At 52.6% G+C, this 18,388-nt stretch carries 19 protein-coding genes and 3 pseudogenes; 18 read left to right on the top strand and 4 right to left on the bottom strand.

The window, feature by feature from the left end; translation table 11 throughout:
* Positions 1–57: 57 nt before the first annotated feature.
* The gene (locus MOST_RS10705) at positions 58–318 is read right to left on the bottom strand and encodes a CopG family antitoxin (protein ID WP_054936589.1); all 261 of its coding nucleotides are present in this window, start codon (positions 316–318) and stop codon (positions 58–60) included.
* On the bottom strand, positions 315–608 hold the full coding sequence (locus MOST_RS10700) for a BrnT family toxin (RefSeq protein ID WP_054936588.1): 294 nt from the start codon (positions 606–608) through the stop codon (positions 315–317). The genes MOST_RS10705 and MOST_RS10700 overlap by 4 nt, the downstream gene beginning before the upstream one ends.
* Positions 609–799: 191 nt before the next feature.
* Here MOST_RS10700 and MOST_RS10695 point away from each other — a divergent pair, with 191 nt between their 5' ends.
* From MOST_RS10695 to MOST_RS18550, 5 genes and pseudogenes are all read left to right on the top strand, one after another.
* Positions 800–1,036 (top strand): hypothetical protein, encoded by a 237-nt coding sequence (locus MOST_RS10695; protein ID WP_054936587.1) that lies wholly within the window; start codon positions 800–802, stop codon positions 1,034–1,036.
* A 240-nt stretch (positions 1,037–1,276) separates the two neighbouring features.
* Positions 1,277–1,357: pseudogene (locus MOST_RS18555) on the top strand (polysaccharide biosynthesis protein); the annotation flags it as partial.
* Between the two features lie 177 nt (positions 1,358–1,534).
* On the top strand, positions 1,535–1,807 hold the full coding sequence (locus MOST_RS10690; RefSeq protein ID WP_054936586.1) for an AbrB/MazE/SpoVT family DNA-binding domain-containing protein: 273 nt from the start codon (positions 1,535–1,537) through the stop codon (positions 1,805–1,807).
* Positions 1,795–2,193, top strand: coding sequence for a type II toxin-antitoxin system VapC family toxin (locus MOST_RS10685; protein WP_054936585.1), 399 nt, complete (start codon positions 1,795–1,797; stop codon positions 2,191–2,193). Before MOST_RS10690 ends, MOST_RS10685 begins: the two co-directional genes overlap by 13 nt.
* Before the next feature lie 126 nt (positions 2,194–2,319).
* Positions 2,320–2,406, top strand: a pseudogene (locus tag MOST_RS18550) (GDP-mannose 4,6-dehydratase); the annotation flags it as partial.
* 81 nt (positions 2,407–2,487) lie between these two features.
* Here MOST_RS18550 and MOST_RS18255 read toward each other — a convergent pair.
* Positions 2,488–2,613 carry a hypothetical protein gene (locus tag MOST_RS18255; protein ID WP_277995698.1) on the bottom strand — a complete coding sequence of 42 codons (126 nt, stop codon included), beginning with the start codon at positions 2,611–2,613 and terminating at the stop codon, positions 2,488–2,490.
* Positions 2,614–3,073: 460 nt separating this feature from the next.
* Here MOST_RS18255 and MOST_RS10675 point away from each other — a divergent pair, with 460 nt between their 5' ends.
* The 3 genes from MOST_RS10675 (at position 3,074) to MOST_RS10665 (ending at position 6,908) form a co-directional block, all read left to right on the top strand.
* Complete coding sequence (locus tag MOST_RS10675) at positions 3,074–3,784, top strand: winged helix-turn-helix domain-containing protein (RefSeq protein ID WP_054936583.1); 711 nt, start codon at positions 3,074–3,076, stop codon at positions 3,782–3,784.
* Positions 3,781–5,352, top strand: coding sequence for a sensor histidine kinase (locus MOST_RS10670; protein WP_054936582.1), 1,572 nt, complete (start codon positions 3,781–3,783; stop codon positions 5,350–5,352). The genes MOST_RS10675 and MOST_RS10670 overlap by 4 nt, the downstream gene beginning before the upstream one ends.
* A gap of 401 nt (positions 5,353–5,753) precedes the next feature.
* Positions 5,754–6,908, top strand: coding sequence for a hypothetical protein (locus MOST_RS10665; protein WP_106007129.1), 1,155 nt, complete (start codon positions 5,754–5,756; stop codon positions 6,906–6,908).
* Between the two features lie 169 nt (positions 6,909–7,077).
* Here MOST_RS10665 and MOST_RS10660 read toward each other — a convergent pair whose 3' ends face one another.
* Positions 7,078–7,389 (bottom strand): type II toxin-antitoxin system VapC family toxin, encoded by a 312-nt coding sequence (locus MOST_RS10660; protein ID WP_054936581.1) that lies wholly within the window; start codon positions 7,387–7,389, stop codon positions 7,078–7,080.
* Between the two features lie 519 nt (positions 7,390–7,908).
* On the opposite strand from MOST_RS10660, the gene MOST_RS10650 reads away from it, so the two are divergent.
* From MOST_RS10650 to MOST_RS10600, 10 genes and pseudogenes are all read left to right on the top strand, one after another.
* Positions 7,909–9,237 carry a BaiN/RdsA family NAD(P)/FAD-dependent oxidoreductase gene (locus tag MOST_RS10650; RefSeq protein ID WP_161952833.1) on the top strand — a complete coding sequence of 443 codons (1,329 nt, stop codon included), beginning with the start codon at positions 7,909–7,911 and terminating at the stop codon, positions 9,235–9,237.
* A complete protein-coding gene (locus MOST_RS10645; protein WP_054936578.1) occupies positions 9,224–11,131 on the top strand; it encodes a tetratricopeptide repeat protein in 1,908 nt (635 codons plus the stop codon). Before MOST_RS10650 ends, MOST_RS10645 begins: the two co-directional genes overlap by 14 nt.
* Positions 11,132–11,380: 249 nt before the next feature.
* Complete coding sequence (locus tag MOST_RS10640; RefSeq protein ID WP_054936577.1) at positions 11,381–11,944, top strand: Uma2 family endonuclease; 564 nt, start codon at positions 11,381–11,383, stop codon at positions 11,942–11,944.
* Positions 11,945–11,956: 12 nt separating this feature from the next.
* Positions 11,957–12,310, top strand: a pseudogene (locus tag MOST_RS10635) (sugar phosphate nucleotidyltransferase); the annotation flags it as partial.
* A gap of 235 nt (positions 12,311–12,545) precedes the next feature.
* Positions 12,546–13,373: a Wzz/FepE/Etk N-terminal domain-containing protein gene (locus tag MOST_RS10625; RefSeq protein ID WP_054936575.1), complete on the top strand. Its 828-nt coding sequence runs from the start codon at positions 12,546–12,548 to the stop codon at positions 13,371–13,373.
* 486 nt (positions 13,374–13,859) lie between these two features.
* On the top strand, positions 13,860–14,687 hold the full coding sequence (gene nifH, locus MOST_RS10620) for a nitrogenase iron protein (RefSeq protein ID WP_054936574.1): 828 nt from the start codon (positions 13,860–13,862) through the stop codon (positions 14,685–14,687).
* Positions 14,688–14,739: 52 nt separating this feature from the next.
* A complete protein-coding gene (locus tag MOST_RS10615) occupies positions 14,740–15,057 on the top strand; it encodes a P-II family nitrogen regulator (protein ID WP_054936573.1) in 318 nt (105 codons plus the stop codon).
* A gap of 16 nt (positions 15,058–15,073) precedes the next feature.
* Positions 15,074–15,436, top strand: a complete 363-nt coding sequence (locus MOST_RS10610) for a P-II family nitrogen regulator (RefSeq protein ID WP_054936572.1) — start codon at positions 15,074–15,076, stop codon at positions 15,434–15,436.
* A gap of 21 nt (positions 15,437–15,457) precedes the next feature.
* Positions 15,458–16,918, top strand: coding sequence for a nitrogenase component I subunit alpha (locus MOST_RS10605; RefSeq protein WP_054936571.1), 1,461 nt, complete (start codon positions 15,458–15,460; stop codon positions 16,916–16,918).
* The gene (locus MOST_RS10600) at positions 16,909–18,387 is read left to right on the top strand and encodes a nitrogenase component 1 (protein ID WP_054936570.1); all 1,479 of its coding nucleotides are present in this window, start codon (positions 16,909–16,911) and stop codon (positions 18,385–18,387) included. Before MOST_RS10605 ends, MOST_RS10600 begins: the two co-directional genes overlap by 10 nt.
* Position 18,388 lies beyond the last annotated feature (1 nt).

Raw genomic sequence — 18,388 nt, 5'->3', positions numbered from 1 at the left:
ATTATTTACGAGAATGCTTTCCTGTGGGCGGCCAGTCTTTTCCGCAATACCGGCACCTTAACTTTCCCTCAGGTGTTCTTTCACCCAGGCGGTAATCAGGTCAGCATACTTTACGCCTTTTTTGCGGGCCAGCAGGCGTAGACGTTTCAAATCTTCCTTTTCCAGGTTGAGAGTTACCACCAGGTTATTCCTGCCTGTAAAGCGGACTTCCTTCGCTTCTTCCAAGCTCTCGGCAAAGTCGGCCAGCGAATTTTTTTCCAGAAAATCTCTAGCTTCTTTGATAGTAGTAAAATCAGGTATTTTATTTTCCCTGATCATTTTAGACCCCTCCTTTGATAAAGTTGCTTTCTTTCCGCTTTATTCATATCGCGCGCAGTTATTACCATGGCTTGACCTTTTTTAAAATAGATAAACATTATGATTAAGTATCTTCCTGATTCAGTTTGGCCAAGGGCATAATAAACAGGGTTTAACCCTTTAGTTGATTGTTTGTTTTTTAGAATTAGCGGTTGGCCAAAGCAGACTTCTTCAACTTCTTCAGGGGTAACATTATGTTTAGCAATGTGCTCGATAATCTCATCATTCCATACTAACCGGGTAATTAGCATTTAACCACCTGCATATTTCCCCGAGCGCTTTGTTGTAGTGATATTATACCAGATGAAGATATATGGAACAATTAGCTCTTAAATGATAACCCGGAGAAGGCTGAGCGATGTTTAGCCCTTTTACAAAGGGTTGAAAGAAGGCCCTGGTCTTTGCCAAATGGAAGGGGATTAATTATGCCCGGCGCTATTTTGTGCCCATAAACCCCAATACGGAGAACCAGGAAAGGGTCCGCGGCTACTTCACCCGGGCGGTGACGAGCTGGCAGGGGGAGAGCCCTGAGACCAGGGCCATGTGGAATGCGGCCGTGCGCGGCCGGCCGCTGACGGGGCTGAATTACTACCTGGCCCAGTATATCAAGTACCTTTCCAGCCATAACGGCCAGGCCCCGGCCACGCCCTTCCTGCCCCCGGGCCAGCAGCAATCCTAAAGATTCAACCTGGAAGCGGCAGGGCCGGCGGCTTTGCCGCTTCTCCCCACTGTAGCCCACTATCCTCCCTTGTGCTCTATTTGCCATGAAGATGATTATTAATCACAGCTAAAGATCTTACCTGAATGACAGGAAATTCCCCCTCTTTTGTTGCAGAAGGGTGGTTGGAGCCGGCTGAATGCCGTTACCCGGCAGCCCATGCCATGCCACCAGGCACGGGCATAAAGGGCCTGGCAGGGCAAGACTCGTTTCGCGGCCGTGCGCTATGGTATCGTTCTGGGCCGCCGGGGCAGCGTGGTACGGCACCTGCACTGCATTTGAGATTGCTTATGGTTGCAATGGTTTTTTAGTATCGAGCCTTATTTTCCCATGGAGGAGAAGGTGTCTTCCTAGAAGGATTGAAGCATAAGCAAAGGCCCTGGGTGCTTGCAATTGCGTTGTTAGTAGTGGTATACTCCTAGTAAGGAAATCTTTCTAAGAGTAAGGAGGAGATGCTTCATGTCCACGCCGTTAGTGCGCTTAACCAGTAAAGGGCAGATGACTATTCCCCAAAGTGTCAGAGAAACTTTGGGCCTGAAGGCAGGCGATTATTTGACCATCCTGGTTGATGAAGATGAGATACGTTTGAAAAAGGTCCAGCCAGTGAAGCCCTTGAGTAAAGAAGACCCTATATGGAAATTGGTTGGTGCCGGGAGCAGCGGCCTTAAAGACGTCGCTGCCAAACATGATCATTACCTGGCTGAAGGTGAAGTAGAAAGATGGAAAAAATAATGGTAGATACCAGTGCTATTTACGCCCTTATTGACCGTTCGGACGATTGGCATGAGAAGGCTAAGAATCTCTTTAAGAAATTAAGCGAACAGGATGTTGATTTAATATTAACAAACTTTATTTTGGCTGAAACCCATGCTTTAATTTTGAGCCGTATAGGTCATGAACTGGCCCGTGAATGGGTAAAAAATTTGGTTTGGAAAATTGAACGTGTTAAAGAAGAAGATGAGAAGCGAGCCAGGGAAATCATAATTGCATACAAAGATAAGTCTTTTTCTTATACCGATGCTACTACCTTTGCTGTTATGGAACGGCTAAAGCTGAATGTAGCTCTGGCCTTTGATAATCATTTTACCCAATTTGGCTGGCAGTGTTTTGAAGATTGAATAACGTCGGCGGCTTGACTCTTCTCCAGGCGGCTCTACACTGCGGCGTGCCCTGCTTCGTCTTTTCCTCCAGCGAGTGGCCCACGTCCTGGCCCTGGAAGCCCTGGACAGGGCAGCCCCACGGCGGCCTACAACCTGGGCAGCGGCCGGGGCTATTCGGTTCTGGAAGTAATCAAAGCGGCAGAAAAGGTGACGGGGCAGAAAGTACCTTACCTTCTCGAATCCCTGGACAAGGACATTATTTACGAGAATGCTTTCCTGTGGGCGGCCAGTCTTTTCCGCAATACCGGCACCTTAACTTTCCCTCAGGTGTTCTTTCACCCAGGCGGTAATCAGGTCAGCATACTTTACGCCTTTTTTGCGGGCCAGCAGGCGTAGACGTTCCCAGTGACGTGTAGCAGGTGCTTGTTCAATGACCAACGGTTACCGGCTACTACTGCTCGGAAACTGTTAGTGTTTTTTTGCCTTGTAACATTTGTTAACAATTTCGCAAAACATTTTCAAGGTAGGGCAAAAGCCGGGTAACATTCTTCCATTATAATTGCTACGAAAATAGGGATGGACTATCCCCAAAACACGGGTGACCAGGTTCGAAAATTATCAAGGGCTAGAGCAACAAATCTTTAAAACTTAGGATTGAAGATAAGAAAGAGCTGAGAAACGACCTGCTTCTCAGCTTTTTCTGGTTGCTCGACGGGACTTGCCATCAACTGTTGCCTTTCTTTCCTGGAGCAGAAGGTATGGAATTTCTTCTGGCCGGAGGCTGGATGCCTGACTGGAAATACCAGATGTTCAAGAACATGCCGGATGCGCAGGGGAACTTTCTAAGTTTCCCGGGCGTTTACCAATATAGAGAGAAAGCTTGCTGAGGGGGGAAATAATGCCGTATAAGGGTAAGGTTTTGGTGGTTGATGACGATCAAAACGTACTGGAACTGGTCAAGTTGTACGGCGAAAGGGAAGGTTTTGAAGTCATCGGGGTTAACCACGGTGACCTGGTCCTGCCCGCATTCGACCGGGAGAATCCTGATGTGGTCATACTGGACCTCATGCTTCCGGGTAAGGACGGGCTTACCCTGTGCCGCGATTTGAGGGCGGTACGCATGATTCCCATCATCATGCTTACAGCCAAGGGAGAGGAAGCGGACCGTGTTTTGGGACTGGAAATGGGAGCCGATGACTACGTTTCCAAACCTTTCAGCCCCAGGGAGCTGGTAGCCAGAATCAGAGCGGTACTGCGCCGTACCCAAACGGTTGACGCGGTGACGAACTGGAAATTGAAATACCCGGGGCTGGAAATCCAGGCCGATACCAGGAGAGTTTTGGTTAATGGTGAAGAAACACAAGTTACTCCCAGAGAATTCGACTTGCTCTATTACCTGGCCCAGAATCCTCGACGGGTTTTCACCAGGGAGGAACTGTTGGGGGCCGTCTGGGGATATGACTACTTCGGTGATCAGCGTACGGTGGATGTCCACATTCGCAGGCTGAGGACAAAGCTGTCGCCCTTGCCCCATGAATACTTGACAACTGTTTGGGGTGTGGGATACCAGTTTACACCTCCTGTCAAAGGGGGAGAGGCCACGTCGTGAATACCTATCTCCGGCGGGGCAGGGAAAAACTTCAGTCGGTAATCCGTGCCGCGCGCGGGTTCTGGCTCATGTTCAAGCGCTTGCTGCGGGAACAATTCAACAAAAATATTTACACCAGGATACTGTTTACCAATGTGACAGCCTTTGTTGTCGGTCTGATTGCCCTGTCGATGCTTTCCAGCTTTGTAGTGAAACAGGTAACCTCTGATCAGGTCCAACAGGAGTTGTTACGCAAGGCCAAGCGGGTAAACTTTGCTTTGCTCCAGCAAAAGGACCAGGCATGGGGGACTCCACTTGCCGAGCAAACAAGCGATCGGGCCGAGGGTAGACAGGACTTGTTGAAATTTCTGGCCGATATCTTTGACGCAAGGATTACGGTCTTTGACAGGGAAGGAAACATTATGGGCACCTCAGAGGAGCAGGAAGTGGTACCCGGCAGCAAGGTAGAGGCAAAATTCGTCGAAATACTCACCAGAGGTGAAACCGCGATTACCCGGACAGTGGACCGGGAAACAGGCCGGCTCACCTTTATCGCCGTTGTCCCTATGGGGAACAACAAGGACGCCATTGAAAACGGCATCCTGCTGGAAACGAAGCCATCCAATCTCGACCTTGCTTTAAATAAAATGCGTTTGTACCTGGTTATCGGGGGAATGGTCATCCTGGTGATTATTATTTTCGTTTCTGTTTACCTGGCCATGTACATTTCCAGGCCGATTTCTCGTTTGGCTACCACCGTGGCGGAGATCAGCAGGGGGAGTTACGTTTTGAGCGGTGAGGACCAGCCTCTGGATGAAATTAATGTCCTTGCCGGCCAGCTCAATAAACTGGCGGTAAGACTGCAAAAGATACAGGCCGAAAGCCGCAGGATGGAAGAAGAAAGAGCCCGGCTATTTGCGGAGATATCGCATGAGCTACGTACCCCTCTGACAGCTGTTCAGGGCTTTATTGAGGCTATCCGCGACGGTATGGTGCAAGACGAGGCTTTACTGGAGAGGTACTTAGACACGATTTACACTCAAACGGTGCATATAACCAGGCTGGTAGATGACATATTGGAATTAAGCCGCCTGGAAAGCGGCAATATCACTGTCGAAAAGCTGCCCGTGGACTTAATCGCCCTGGCACAGGGTGTTGCTATGTCCATGGAGGGTGTGGCCAGGAGCAAGAATACCTCGATCCTGTTCGAGGCACAAACAGAAGATGCGGTCGTGATCGGGGACGTTGATCGGATGGAACAGATTATCAGGAATTTACTGAAGAATGCTGTCACGGCCACGGAGAACGGTACCATCAGGGTTGGCGTGGGGGCTAGACAAGGTGAAGTGGTACTGACCATTGAGGATAATGGTATTGGCATACCGCCCGAGGACCTGCCACACATCTGGGACAGGTTTTACCGGGTGAAGAACCAGCGCGGTGGTCGCATGCAGGAAAAAGGCAGTGGTCTGGGGCTGGTGATTGTGAAAAAGCTGGTTCAGCTACAAGGCGGCAAGATAGATGTTGTAAGCCAGTTGGGGAAAGGAACGACTTTTAGCATCAGTTTCCCATCTTATAACCAGAAATAGGTAATTGTCCCCGGCTAATACAGTCGGGGGATTTTTTTCTTTTGCTTCCACGGGCTTTCTGCCGACAGCGAACCCCATTTGCTATTAGCAGGTGGTTCAATAAAGTAGCAACAGTTACCGGCTATTACTGCTCGGAAACTGTTGTTTTTTTATGCCTTCAATGCCTCGTAACATTTATTAACATTGTCGAAAAACAATTTCAATGTCTGGTAAAAGCCGTTTAATATTCCTCCGGTATAATTTTCCTCGAAAGGAGGGGTGGTTGAAATCTCCGGGGAGGTGGTGGCGGTGTAGCGAACCAAAAAAGGATTTGGCGTAAAACTCTTAGGCGAAGGGAAAATGCGATTTTGGGGCTCTGAAGGATAAGTTTGTTGCTAAATTTAAGTCGAGGAGGAAAGTTTATGTCTATGCCAAAAGAAAAATTGAAAAAGATTGCCATAGGTTCTGTGGTCACATCTTTTTTGACTTTCGCCACTATAATGCCAGCCAGTGCTGCTGATGATTTCCAAACCGAGGAAGACAGCAACGCCAGTATTACCGTGCAAGAGGAAGTACGGGGGGACTCCTTGCGCCCATACTCTTTCGAAATGCCGGATAAAGCCGCGGCGCAGATTATCCTCATGGAGGACGGGAAATCAAGACAAATATTGGTTTGGCCGAGGGCCAATCTGAGAGCTGGAACCGCCGTTGCTCAAAACGGAATGGAAGAAGCCACCGCTCCCACCGGTGATGAGGAAGCGATAGGCGAAGGAGAAGCCGCCGTTACTGGGGAAGATGAAGCAGTAGAAGCAACAGTAGAAGCAGTGAGTGAAGAAGAGGCCACAGTCCCTGCCGGTGAAAAGGAAACAGTAGCTGAAGAAGAAGCCGCCGTCCCTGCCGATGAAAAGGAAGCGGTAGCTGGAGAAGGAGCTGCGGCCCCTGCCGATGACGAGAAAGCGGTAGTTGAAGAAGGCGCCGCTCCCGCCGGGGAAGAGGAAGCAGTGAGTGAAGAAGAGGCCACTGCTCCTGTTGATGAAAAGGAAGCGGTAGTTGAGGAAGAGGTTGCCGTTACTGGGGAAGATGAAGTAGTAGAAGCAACAGTAGAAGCAGTGAGTGAAGAAGAGGCCACAGTCCCTGCCGGTGAAAAGGAAGCAGTAGCTGAAGAAGAAGCCGCGGCCCCTGCCGATGAAGAGGAAGCGGTAGCTGGAGAAGAAGCCGCGGCCCCTGCCGATGAAGAGGAAGCGGTAGTTGAGGAAGAGGTTGCCGTTACTGGGGAAGATGAAGCAGTAGAAGCAACAGTAGAAGCAGTAAGTGAAGAAGAAGCCACCGCCCCTGCCAATGAAGAGGAAGCGGTAGCTGAAGAAGAAGCCGCCGCTCACGTTGACGAAGAAGCTGCAGTAGATGAAAAAACCACCGTCGACGAAGAGGAATCAGTATATGAAGCAGTCTACGGTCCCAGCGATAAAGAAGAAAGAGTGCAAATTAAACTCTACACCAGGCTCCTTAAATCATACGACAAATTGCTGGATATTTACGACCAACTGTTAGGTTTTTTCGGAACGATCTTCGCCCACTAAACAGACTGTCTGAATAAAACTGTTGCCAGTTCATGACTCCCGGCACGGGGAGTGTGACTGTGCACGGTAACTGACGGTTAAGGGACCACCGCCTTTGGCGGTAACCAATGCTATAAAAGTAGAAAAGCCATCTCTTGGTAATGCTGTCAAGAGATGGCTTCTTTATCATTTAGCGGCATAGGGAGTAACGGAGTTCGGCAACCCTCTCCCTATGCCCACAAGATGGGATAGTTTCCAAGTTTCTGGCTGTAAGCAGGATGTCCCGATAACGCCGGGCTAAACTTTGGTTTCCCTGGCGGAGGGGGTAAACCATGACTTCGATCAACGTCATGGAGGTGATGCAGGTAAATAGGCCATTATCCATATTTTCGAAGAAGAGAAGAACAAGCGGTAGGTAGGTTGAGTTTTCTTCCACAAAGTAAATCAAGGGAGCGGTATCGAGAGCAACCTTCTTGCCGCACAGGTTGGCTAACCATTCCATGACGCCCGCTCCTGTTCTATATAGTCCTTAACGTTTACATCTTTCCAGGTTTCTTTTCCAAGGCCTTGCAATTCCAAGATGCTCCGGGAACTCCCTTGCGTGGCCTGTTTTCTAATAAGGATGGATACCTCTTCGAGCAAGCGCAATTGATGTGCCAGGTCTAATTCTTTCACCCGTTCTAGAATCTCATAGTGCAATACGGGAAACTTTTTCCGGGCAGGGAACTTAGACTGGTAGGAAATCCTTTGCATCCTGACGTAACGTTTACCGGTAGCTGTATTCCCGGCAGCTTACGAAAATAGCCACTTCCTTTAGCCCCTGTTAGAATGAGGGGCCCAAGGAGGTGAGCACCATGGCCAAAGTGACGGCACCCACCGGTTCCCAGTCCACTTATCATCCCTCCCGGAGTCATTTTAGTCCATTTTACTGGCCCATACCAGCCGTGTCGGTGAAACACATCACAGTGGTATAATTATGAGAAAAACGCATGGTGCAGGCAAAGTGAATGAGGCAATAATCGTGGTTGGAGGCGGTCCCGCCGGCATGATGGCTGCCCTGGCGGCAGCAGGGGAGGGCGCACGAGTAATCCTCCTGGAACGGAACGACAAACTGGGGAAAAAGTTGCTCCTTACCGGAGGCGGGCGCTGTAACTTAACTAATGACTCTTCACCGGCTGAATGTGTCAGTAATATACCCGGCAATGGCAAGTTCCTTTACAGCACCTTGAATGGCTTTCCCCCTGCCCGGGTGAGGGAGTTTTTTGCCAGTTTGGGGGTACCTACGGTGGTAGAAGAGGAAGGCCGGGTTTTCCCTGCTTCCGGCCGGTCGGGAGATGTGGTCAGGGCTATGGCCAGGGCGTTGGAGGAGCGGGGTGCGGAGATTTACTACGCCACCAGGGCAACGGGGCTCCTGCTCCGGGATGGAAGGTGCTCTGGCGTGGTTACCCGGAGGGGTAAAATTTACGGCCGGGGGGTCATTGTGGCTACCGGGGGCCTCTCCTACCCGGCAACCGGTTCCACCGGTGACGGCTACGACCTGGCCCGCCAGGCCGGGCATCATATTGTGGGCCTGCGCCCCTCTTTGGTCCCCCTGGAGAGCCCGGAAGGGTGGATCCGCGATAGCCGGGTGCAGGGCATTTCTTTAAAGGGAGCAGGCCTTACCCTGCTTGCCGGGGCGGGAAGGAAAAGGGTGAAATCAATAAAGGGAGACGTTCTGTTTACCCACTTTGGTCTATCCGGACCCGGCATCCTTTGTCTGAGCAGGCACCTGGATGGAGAAGGAAACAGCGGGCCGTGGGAACTGGTACTCGATTTCTTCCCCGGCGAAACGCTGGAGGAGCTGGCAGAGCGTTGCTTGAGACTGGCTACCGGGAGCCCGGCAAGGAGCGTGAAAAATCTTCTGGATGCTTTGCTTCCCGGACGGCTGGTGCCGGAAATTCTTGCTCGAGCCGGGATAAACCCGGAAGGCCATTGTGGCCAGGCAGGCCGTAAGGGGTGGCGGCAGGTGGCCCGGGTATTGAAGGGACTGAATATCCGTATCAGCGGTACACGTCCTGTAAAGGAGGCCATGGTTACCGCCGGCGGGGTAGATGTGCGGGAGGTTGACCCGCGCACCATGGCTTCCCGTTTAGTGCCGGGGCTGTATTTTGCCGGGGAAGTGCTGGATGTGGATGGCTACACCGGGGGTTACAACCTGCAAATAGCCTTTGCCACCGGCTGGGCGGCGGGCAAAGGAGCAGCCATGGGTCAACGAAATCTTGCCGGGATGGCAGGAAACCATCGTTCGTTGTCGAAAAAGTCAAAGGTAAAATACTGGCAAAGCGTGGGGAAGGATAATGAACCGGGATAAAGCGGGGGAACTTGTAGCCCGCGGGCAAAAACTGCTGGATAAAGGGGACTTTAAAGGCGCAGCAAAAGCTTTTGCCGCCGCCCTGGAAAAGGAGGACGTCGTTCCTATCCGCAACAACCTGGCCCTGTCTCTTTTTCACAGCGGCGACCCCAAACGCGCCCTGGAGGTAATCCAGCCTGCCTTAAACACGGATGAAGAGTATAAACGCGCCAATCCCTTCACCTATGCCCTGGCCTCCCAGATTTTCTTTGCCCAGGGGCGGGGAGAGGAAGCCCGCCAGTGGCTTAAAAAGGCCGTGCAGAGCTTCGACGCCGGCCTGGCGGAATTTTATCGCGCCCGCAGCCAGGTCCCGCACCATTTCCGGGAGTATACGGTGAGCATCATGCGGGCGGCGGCCGAATTGAACGATCACCGCCAGGTATTTGAGCTGTATCGCCGCTGGGAGACTTGTCATGTTTCCTGGGAAAACAAGTTCCTGGCAGGGGTGGCCTGCTTCAACCTGGGCCGTTATAAACGGGCGGCGAGCCTGTGGTCTTCCATATCCGGTGTGTACAGGTTATTTGCCGCCATGCAGCAGGTGGCTTTTATGGTGGAGCGCGGCGTTATCCCGCCCTTTGCCATGAGCTACACTACTTACACCCAGGAAGAAATTGATGCAATTATCAAAACATGTGCCGTGGATAAGGAGGCCCGCCGCCGGTACTGGCAGGACGGTTATATCCTGATGGTGCTGCTATCCTATATCCTGGAGGCGGGAGAAACGCCGGCGGCCGGCATGGTGGCCCATTCCCTGGTGGCCTACGCCGGCGAATGGGGGGAAAAGCTGGGGTGGAAGATATTAGAATCTCCTGGCTTCAGCCCCACAGTAAAGATGGCGGCGGCGGAGGCCTTCATTGAACGGGGGCTACTGAAGGAAGGGGAGCCGGTTCGCATGTTTATTGAGGGGGAAAACCGGCTGGTACATATTAAGAAAACCCCTGTTGTCCTGGGAACGGATAAAGAGCTGGATGCCATAGTGGAAAGGGCCTTCGAACTGCGGGATAAGGGCCAGGTAGATGCCGCCATTGACCTGCTGCAGGACCTTCAACAACAAGGAAAATTCTACCCCCGGGCAATGATGGCCCTGGCCAATCTCCTGCGCCAGAAGGGCGAGCTGGCAGAAGCCCTGAGGATAATGTCCATGCTTAAGGAGGTTGGCCCGGAAGACCCGGCGGTGTTGTTCAATTATGCCGCGTTAATGCTCCAGATGGACAGGATAGAGGAGGCCCGTGCCTCCCTGGAAAAAATCGCTAGGGAGGGGTTGAGCGAAGAATTCCTTCAGAAACTGGAACTGCTGGAAATAGAACTGCAAAAGAGGGAAATCCTGCTCAATATACCGGAGGAAGCGATCAAGTTTTATCAAGAGGAAGAGCGGGGGCAAATAGAAGCCAAATCCCTACCCCTTGATCCTTCCCTCCTGCGGGGATTAAAGAACATGCCAGCCCACTGGCTGGACGGAGCCTGCTACCAGTACGGCCTTAAACCCGCACGGTTGCGGCGCGAGCGGGAAAAGCAGCTGGCGGAGCATCTTTCTTCCCGCGACAACCTGGAAAAGGTTGTGGGCGAGCTGGGCGCTGGGGAACTGGAGCTTCTAAAATATTTGCTGCAGAGGGGCGGCTGGAGCCGGCTAAATGCTGTTAGCCGCAAATTTGGCTCCCTGGAAGGGGACGGTTTCTTCTGGCAGGAGCAGGCCCCCCGATCTTCCCTGGGCCTCCTCTGGTCAAAGGCCCTGGTAATGGTGGGCAAAGCGAGTCTGGAAGGCAGGCGGGTCAAAATTGCCACTATACCTGTAGAACTGCGGCGGCCCCTTGAGGATATATTGGGTATGCAAGGAACAGGGGGCGTGGGAAAGTGAGCGTTAGTCTGGCTGAGTTTGCGGCGCCTGCCCGCCTGAAGATTGCGGTGGTCCCGAGGTTTCCGGAGGGATAAAGGATCCTTCAATGCAGGTAGTCTTCCAATTCGGACAGGTCGTTGATGTCGAAGATGTTGTCGATCACGCTTCCTTTGGGGAGCGTTTTTAGCGCCCATTATAGTTTACCTTGCTCAACCCATATGCTTCAGGTAAAATAAAGAAAAAGTTGCCAAGAACAGGGGGTGCGGGAAAGTGAGCGCTAACCTGGCTGAGCTGGCGGCGGGCCGGGAACGGTACACCTACGCCGACTACTGCCGCCTGCCGGAAGGGTCGCCTTATCAGCTTATTGGAGGGGAACTGGTAATGACGCCTTCGCCAACACCCTATCATCAGATGGTATCCATGAAGCTGGAGTTAAAAATGGCGGGCTATGTCCTGGAGAAGGGGCTGGGCATTGTTTTAGACGCTCCTGTCGATGTCTACCTGGGAGAAACAGAAACCTACCAGCCGGACATAATTTTCATATCCAACGAAAGGCTGGCCATCATCGAAGAAAAATGCATCAAAGGCGCCCCGGACCTGGTGGTGGAGATTCTTTCGCCCGGTACAGCTTACTACGACCTGCGCCGCAAGTATAAGGTATACGAAAAGGAAGGCGTCAGGGAATACTGGATAATTGACCCCGGGAATAAAGGGGTACAGGTTTTTTGCCTGCAGGACGGGAAGTTTGCCCTGGACCAGGAAATAGAACAGCAGGGCGCTGTTAAGTCGCGGGTTATAGCTGGCTTTCAAATTCAAGCAGAAAGCATCTTCTGAACGTCATTCCCCCTGTACAGGGTAAAAGACCTGGTGGAAAAGCCCTGGCCGGAAGAGGCGCCGTCCACCCTGGCCGCCCTGGAGAGGTACATCATCGAACCGGAGGTGTTTGACTTCCTGGAGAAACAGGAACCCGGGGCGGGCGGGGAGATCCAGCTTACCGACGCCCTGCGGGTGCTGGCGGGAGAGCGGCCCATGTACGCCTACGTCTTCGAGGGGCGGCGGTACGACGTGGGGGACCGGCTGGGTTTCCTGCAGGCCACGGTGGAGTTTGCCCTGAAGCGGGAGGATTTGCGGGAGCCTTTCCGGGAGTACTTGGAGGGTTTGATGCGCCGGTTGCCTAATACCCTGGAGCCTGGGATATAGGCATAGTCTTACCGCATTTTCCGAGCGGTGCAGGCGCACGCAAGGACTGCATCGATTACAAAGAAGATTTCCCCCAATTGCCTGGCAGTTACATGCTGGTAAAGAACACTCCCTTGCCTACTTAAAGACAGCTGGAGAGCCCGGATAATCTTGTCTGGGCAGGAAATTCCATGTGTCTGTCGAATAGAAACGAAACAGTCGCTCTGAGTATAGAAAGGAGCATCTAACCTCAACAATGAACGTTCCACCTTCAGGACCCGCCCTGCCGTACGAAGACGAAGTAGATTTAAGGGAAATTTTGCTGGTCCTCTGGCGCCAGCGCTGGATGATTATCTTTATTACCCTGGCTGCTGTGTTAGCTTCTGTCCTTGCCAGTATGGCGTTGCCCAGGGTTTATAGAGTAGAAGCCCTGGTAGAATTAGAAAGGGTAGACACCAGAGCTTCACAGCAAAATGAAGGGAAAGCAATACTTGAGAGCCAGACCCTCTTAACCACGGCCCTGGAGCAACTGGCAATACCGGCTGACCCCCGCAGCTTTAAAGCCCGCGGGGAAGTGATCAAAGATACCGAATACCTCAGGTTTTCCCTGGAGGGCCAGGACCCCCGGCAGGTTGCAGCCGTGGCAGGTAAAATGGTGGCCCTTTTTATTGAGCAGCGGAATAAAGTTTATGAAGAGCGCCGGGCGCCGCTGGAAAAAGAGCTACATAAAATCAGCCGCGACCTGGAACAATCCAGTACCGACAGGGAAAAAATTAATGAGCTTATTGCCGGCCTGGAAAAAGCGCCTTTAAACGAGGTTGAGCAAAAGCTTTATGCCCTGCAACTGGCCCAGTTGCAGGGGATCCAGGCCCAGGAAAAGGTTGGACTGACAGGACAGTACCTTTCCCTCCAGGATAAACTGGCCGCCATGCACCCGGCAAAAATCGTTGATGATCTCAGCGAGCCGGAAAAGGTCAGGCCTCGCCTGCTGCTCAATGCTGCCGTGGCCCTGGTCCTGGGTCTAATGGCAGGCATTTTCCTTGCTTTGGGCCGCAACTGGCTGGCAGGACCCTCCCAAAAATGAATGCCAGGCGGATAAGCCGGTAAGATTGCGCCGCGATTGAGCCGGGATGAGTTGACAAAAATTCATCCCTGGCTTATAATATGAGCTAAGGCAGAGGGAGAGGAGTATTAATCCACAGAAGGACGCTTTTTGACGGGAGATACTATCAAGAGGCGTTTCATCGTGCACAAACATGTTATCCAATGGTGGAGGTAAGGTAAAGGCGCTTTTCAGGAGATCCGTCTTCTGAAAGAGCGCTTTTTTATTCTATTAGCCAGGATTATTAAACCTTTTTAATCAAAAGATCAATGCAAGGGTGCTTTAAAGGAGCAGTGTTGCTCCAGGAAAGCACCCTTTTTACGTTTTGCAGGAAACGTCCGGCCGGACGATAAGATACAGGTCATCTTCAGCCGTTACAGCAGGCCCGGAGACTGCAGCGGCTCGGACGTAGAAACAAGTGTAGGTTTAGGATTTTGCATTAAAAACAAGAAATATGGAGGGTTGATTATGACCAGAAAAATTGCCATTTACGGAAAGGGTGGGATTGGCAAATCCACCACCCAGCAAAATACCGCTGCCGCCCTTGCCTACTTCTATGGGAAAAAAGTCTTGATTCACGGCTGCGATCCCAAGGCGGATTGCACACGGTTGATTCTCGGCGGCAAACCGCAGGAGACGGTGATGGATACCCTGCGGGAGTTCGGAGAAGATGCGGTGACCGTCGACCGGGTAGTAAAGACCGGGTTTTGCGGGATCAGGTGCGTCGAGTCCGGAGGGCCGGAACCAGGTGTTGGTTGTGCCGGCAGGGGTGTAATCACGGCCATCAGTTTAATGGAAGAGCTGGGTGCTTATACACCGGACCTGGATTTCATCTTTTTCGACGTACTGGGTGACGTTGTCTGCGGCGGTTTTGCCATGCCGGTGCGTGAAGGTAAGGCCCAGGAGATCTACATTGTGGCCTCGGGGGAAATGATGGCCCTTTATGCCGCCAATAATATCTGTCGCGGTATGGTCAAGTATGCCGAACAGAGCGGCGTCAGGCTGGGGGGTATCATCTGCAACAGCCGTAACGTTGATGGGGAGAGGGAATTGATGGAAGAGTTTTGTTCTTGCATCGGTACCCGGATGCTCCACTTTATCCCGCGGGACAATATCGTCCAGAAAGCGGAATTTAACCGCCAGACGGTGACCCAGTTCGATCCGGATTGCAACCAGGCCCGGGAGTACAGAGAGCTGGCCAGAAAAATCATTGATAACGATATGTTCGTCATTCCGCAACCGATGACCATGGACGAAATGGAGAGCCTGGTGGTCAAATTCGGGCTGTTGGACTAAAAACCGGAAGCCTCAAGAGAAGACGAAAATTTATATATGGGGGGTTATAGATATGAAAATGCTCCGGGCTATCATTCGTCCCGAAAAAAGCGAAGAAGTGGTAGATGCCCTGGCTGAAGCCGGATACGTGGCCCTGACCAAAATGGATGTGGTCGGGCGGGGTAAACAAAGAGGTATTCATATGGGCAGTATCTATTACGACGAACTGCCCAAGGTAATGATCATGCTGGTAGTGGAAGACAGCCAGGTGGAAGAAGTGGTAGCGATCATTACCAGGTCAGCCCATACCGGCAACTTCGGTGACGGCAAGATCTTTGTCACACCGGTGGAAGAAGCCTACACCGTACGGACAGGTTCCGCCGGGCTGTAGGGAAAGGGTGATCTCCTTGAAAGAAATAGTTGCCATCATCAGGCCCAATAAAATTAACGCTACCAAAAAAGCCCTTGACGTGTTAGGTTTTCCGGGTATGACCGCCTGCAAGGTAGTCGGGCGGGGTAAGCAGAAAGGCATTCTTGGGGAAGTAGCCTTCACCGTCAGCCCCGAACTGCAAAACCAGGAGGGTGGGATGAAATACGTGCCCAAAAGGATGCTTTCCCTGGTGGTAAATGATCAAGACGTGTCCCTGGTTGTGGCGGCAATCATCAAAATCAACCGTACCGGTCAGATTGGCGACGGGCGTATCTTTATATGTCCTGTTGAGGAAGTAGTACGTATACGTACGGGGGAAAAGGGAGAGGCGGCCATCTGATTGAGAAGGGGGAAGAACATCATGCCGATGGTAAAAATGAAGTGCAACGAAACGATTCCCGAGCGGGATAAGCATATTTACCGCACCGAAAAGGAGAAATCCATAATTCCGGCCTGTAATATCGCCACCCTTCCCGGGGATATGACCGAGCGGGGGTGTGCTTTTGCCGGTGCCCGCGGGGTCGTAGGCGGACCAATTGCCGACGTCATCCAACTGGTTCATGCGCCTGTAGGTTGTGCCTGGTACACTTGGGGTACGCGGCGCCATCTGTCCGACTTTTATCTCTGGGCTACGCCCACTCGCCTGACCAATGTTGCCTTCAACCGCCGCTACTGCGTGTGTACCGACATGCAGGAAAAAGACGTTGTTTTTGGAGGCATGAAAAAGCTGGAACGGGCCTGCCTGGACGCCATCCGGCTCTTCCCTGAAGCAAAGGGCCTGATTATTTTTACCACCTGCACCACCGGCCTGATCGGCGACGACGTGCAGGCGATAGCCCGGCAGGTTGAGAAGGAAACCGGCAAGCTGATCTTCACTTCCGAATCACCTGGTTGCTCCGGGGTGAGCCAGTCAAAAGGTCACCACGATTTTAACACCCAGTTTTACCGGCAGATACGGCAGTTAAGGGAGCGCCGGCCGGAGCTAAAAATGAGCGAAGAAGAAAAAACGCCCTATGACATCTGCCTGATTGGCGAGTACAACATGGACTGGGATTTAAAGGTGGTGAAGCCCCTCTTTGAAAAAATCGGCGTGCGCGTTGCAGCCGTTTTTAGCGGTAACGAGCGCATCGAAAACCTGGTCAAGATGCCCGACGTAAAATTAAACGTGGTGCACTGCCAGCGTTCGGCCGAGTATATCGCCCACATGCTGGCAGACGGGTTTAACATACCCTTTATTCGCGTCTCACTCTTCGGGATTAAACAGACTGCGGAAGCGCTGCGGAAAACGGCCGCCTTCTTTGGCCTGGAGGAGCGGGCCGAGGAGGTAATTGCTGAAGAAATGAAGCGGGTAGAGAAGAGCCTGGCTTTCTACCGGGAAAAGTTAAAGGGCAAGCGGGTGGCCATTTACGTTGGCGGGCCGCGGGTCTGGCACTGGATCAAGCTGATGGAGGAACTGGGGATGACCGTGGTGGCCGTCGCCTGCACCTTTGCCCACCAAGACGACTATGAAAAGATCAACGCCCGGGCGCCGGAGGGAATGCTGGTTATCGACAACCCCAACGAGTTTGAAATCGAAGAGATGCTAAAGAGCGAAAAACCGGACCTGTTTTTAACGGGACTAAAAGAAAAGTATATCGCGCGCAAGATGGGTATTCCCACGGTAAACTCCCATTCTTATGAAAAAGGTCCTTACGCCGGCTTTGTCGGTATGGTTAATTTCGCCCGGGATATTTACCAGGCCCTTTATGCACCGGTTTGGCAATTCCAGTGGGGCCTTGACGGTGCTCCATTAAAAGACGAGGGGGGAAGGGCATGCAGCTAAAGGAAATTCCTATTGCGGGCATACCTTACGATCAGATAAAAATCGCCAAAGTCCCGGCCACGCCGGAGTATTGTGAGCGGCCGGCAGAGCTGATCCCCTCCACGAGCAGGAGTGTGGTGATCAATCCCAACCGTACCTGTATGCCCCTGGGAGCCATGTGGGCGGTGCTGGGAGTAAAAAAGGCAGTTCCCTTTGTCCAGGGCGCCCAGGGTTGTACCACCTACGTGCGCTATACTTTCAGCCGTATTTTTAAAGAACCGGCCGTTATCGCTACCGCCTCCTTCCATGAGGATGCAGCGGTTTTTGGCGGCCGGCGCAACCTGGTGGAGGGCATTCGCAACCTGGTGGTACGTTACTGGCCGGAGTTGATTGGTGTGGTGACCACCTGTTCCAGCGAGATTATCGGCGACGATATGGTCAGCTTTATCAAAATGGCCAGGGCCAACCTGCGCAAAGAGATCGGGGCGGAAAAAGCGGACCAGATCCCCATCGTGCTGGTTAACACCCCAAGCTTTGCCGGGTCCCACGTGGAAGGTTATGACCGCGCCTCCCGTGCCTTTGTGGAGACCCTGGCTACCACCAGAGGGGAGCCCAACGGCAAGGTGAATATCATCCCCGGCCTGCTCTACCCGGGCGATATCCGGGAGATCAAACACCTGCTGCGCCACATGGGTATAGAAGCGATAGTGCTCTTTGATATTTCCGATACCCTGGACGCTCCCCTGGAGCCGCCAACGTCCGTCCCCTACTGGGCTCCCGGCGGCACTGAGGTAGAGGAAATTAAAGATATGGCCAATTCGCTGGCCACCTTTGCCCTGCAGCCCCACGCCGGCCAGGCCGGGGCCCGCTACCTGGAGCGCAAATACGGTGTGCGTGCCGTGGTGGGGCCGCCGCCGGTGGGAGTACAGGGCACCGATGCCTTTTTAAAAGCGTTGCGGGAAATAACCGGAAAACCCATCTCCCGGAGCCTCTTAGAGGAAAGGGGACGTTTGGTTGATTCCTTGGCCGACACCTTGCATCACACCATGATGAAAAAGGTGGCTGTTATGGGGGACCCTGATATCGTGCTCGGTGTCACTCGCTTCGTGCTGGAAATGGGGATGGAGCCGGTGGCCCTGGCCGGTGGTACGGCCAGTAAGACCTTCGTCCACGATGTAGAGGCCATCCTGGCCGAGGCAGGGTATGAAGGCGAACCGCCGCTGATCATCAACGGCGGTGACCTGTTCGAGTTTGAGGAGTACCTGAAAAAACAACCGCGCCTGGACCTGATTATCGGTAATTCCCGGGCCGTAGACATCTCCCGTGAGCTGCAGGTACCACTGGTGCGGGTAGGTTTTCCTATCTATGACCGCTTCGGTTATCAAAAACGCCCCATTGTCGGTTACCGGGGTGGGGAGATGCTCCTGGCGGAAATTGTCAACAGCATGCTGGATTACCAGTACCCGGATGACCGTACCCAGCAGCTGTAAG

It is taken from the genome of Neomoorella stamsii (assembly GCF_002995805.1).
Lineage (GTDB): Bacteria > Bacillota > DSM-521 > Neomoorellales > Neomoorellaceae > Neomoorella > Neomoorella stamsii.
Note: the sequence above shows the minus strand (reverse complement) of the source record. Positions and strands in the feature narration are given on the sequence as shown.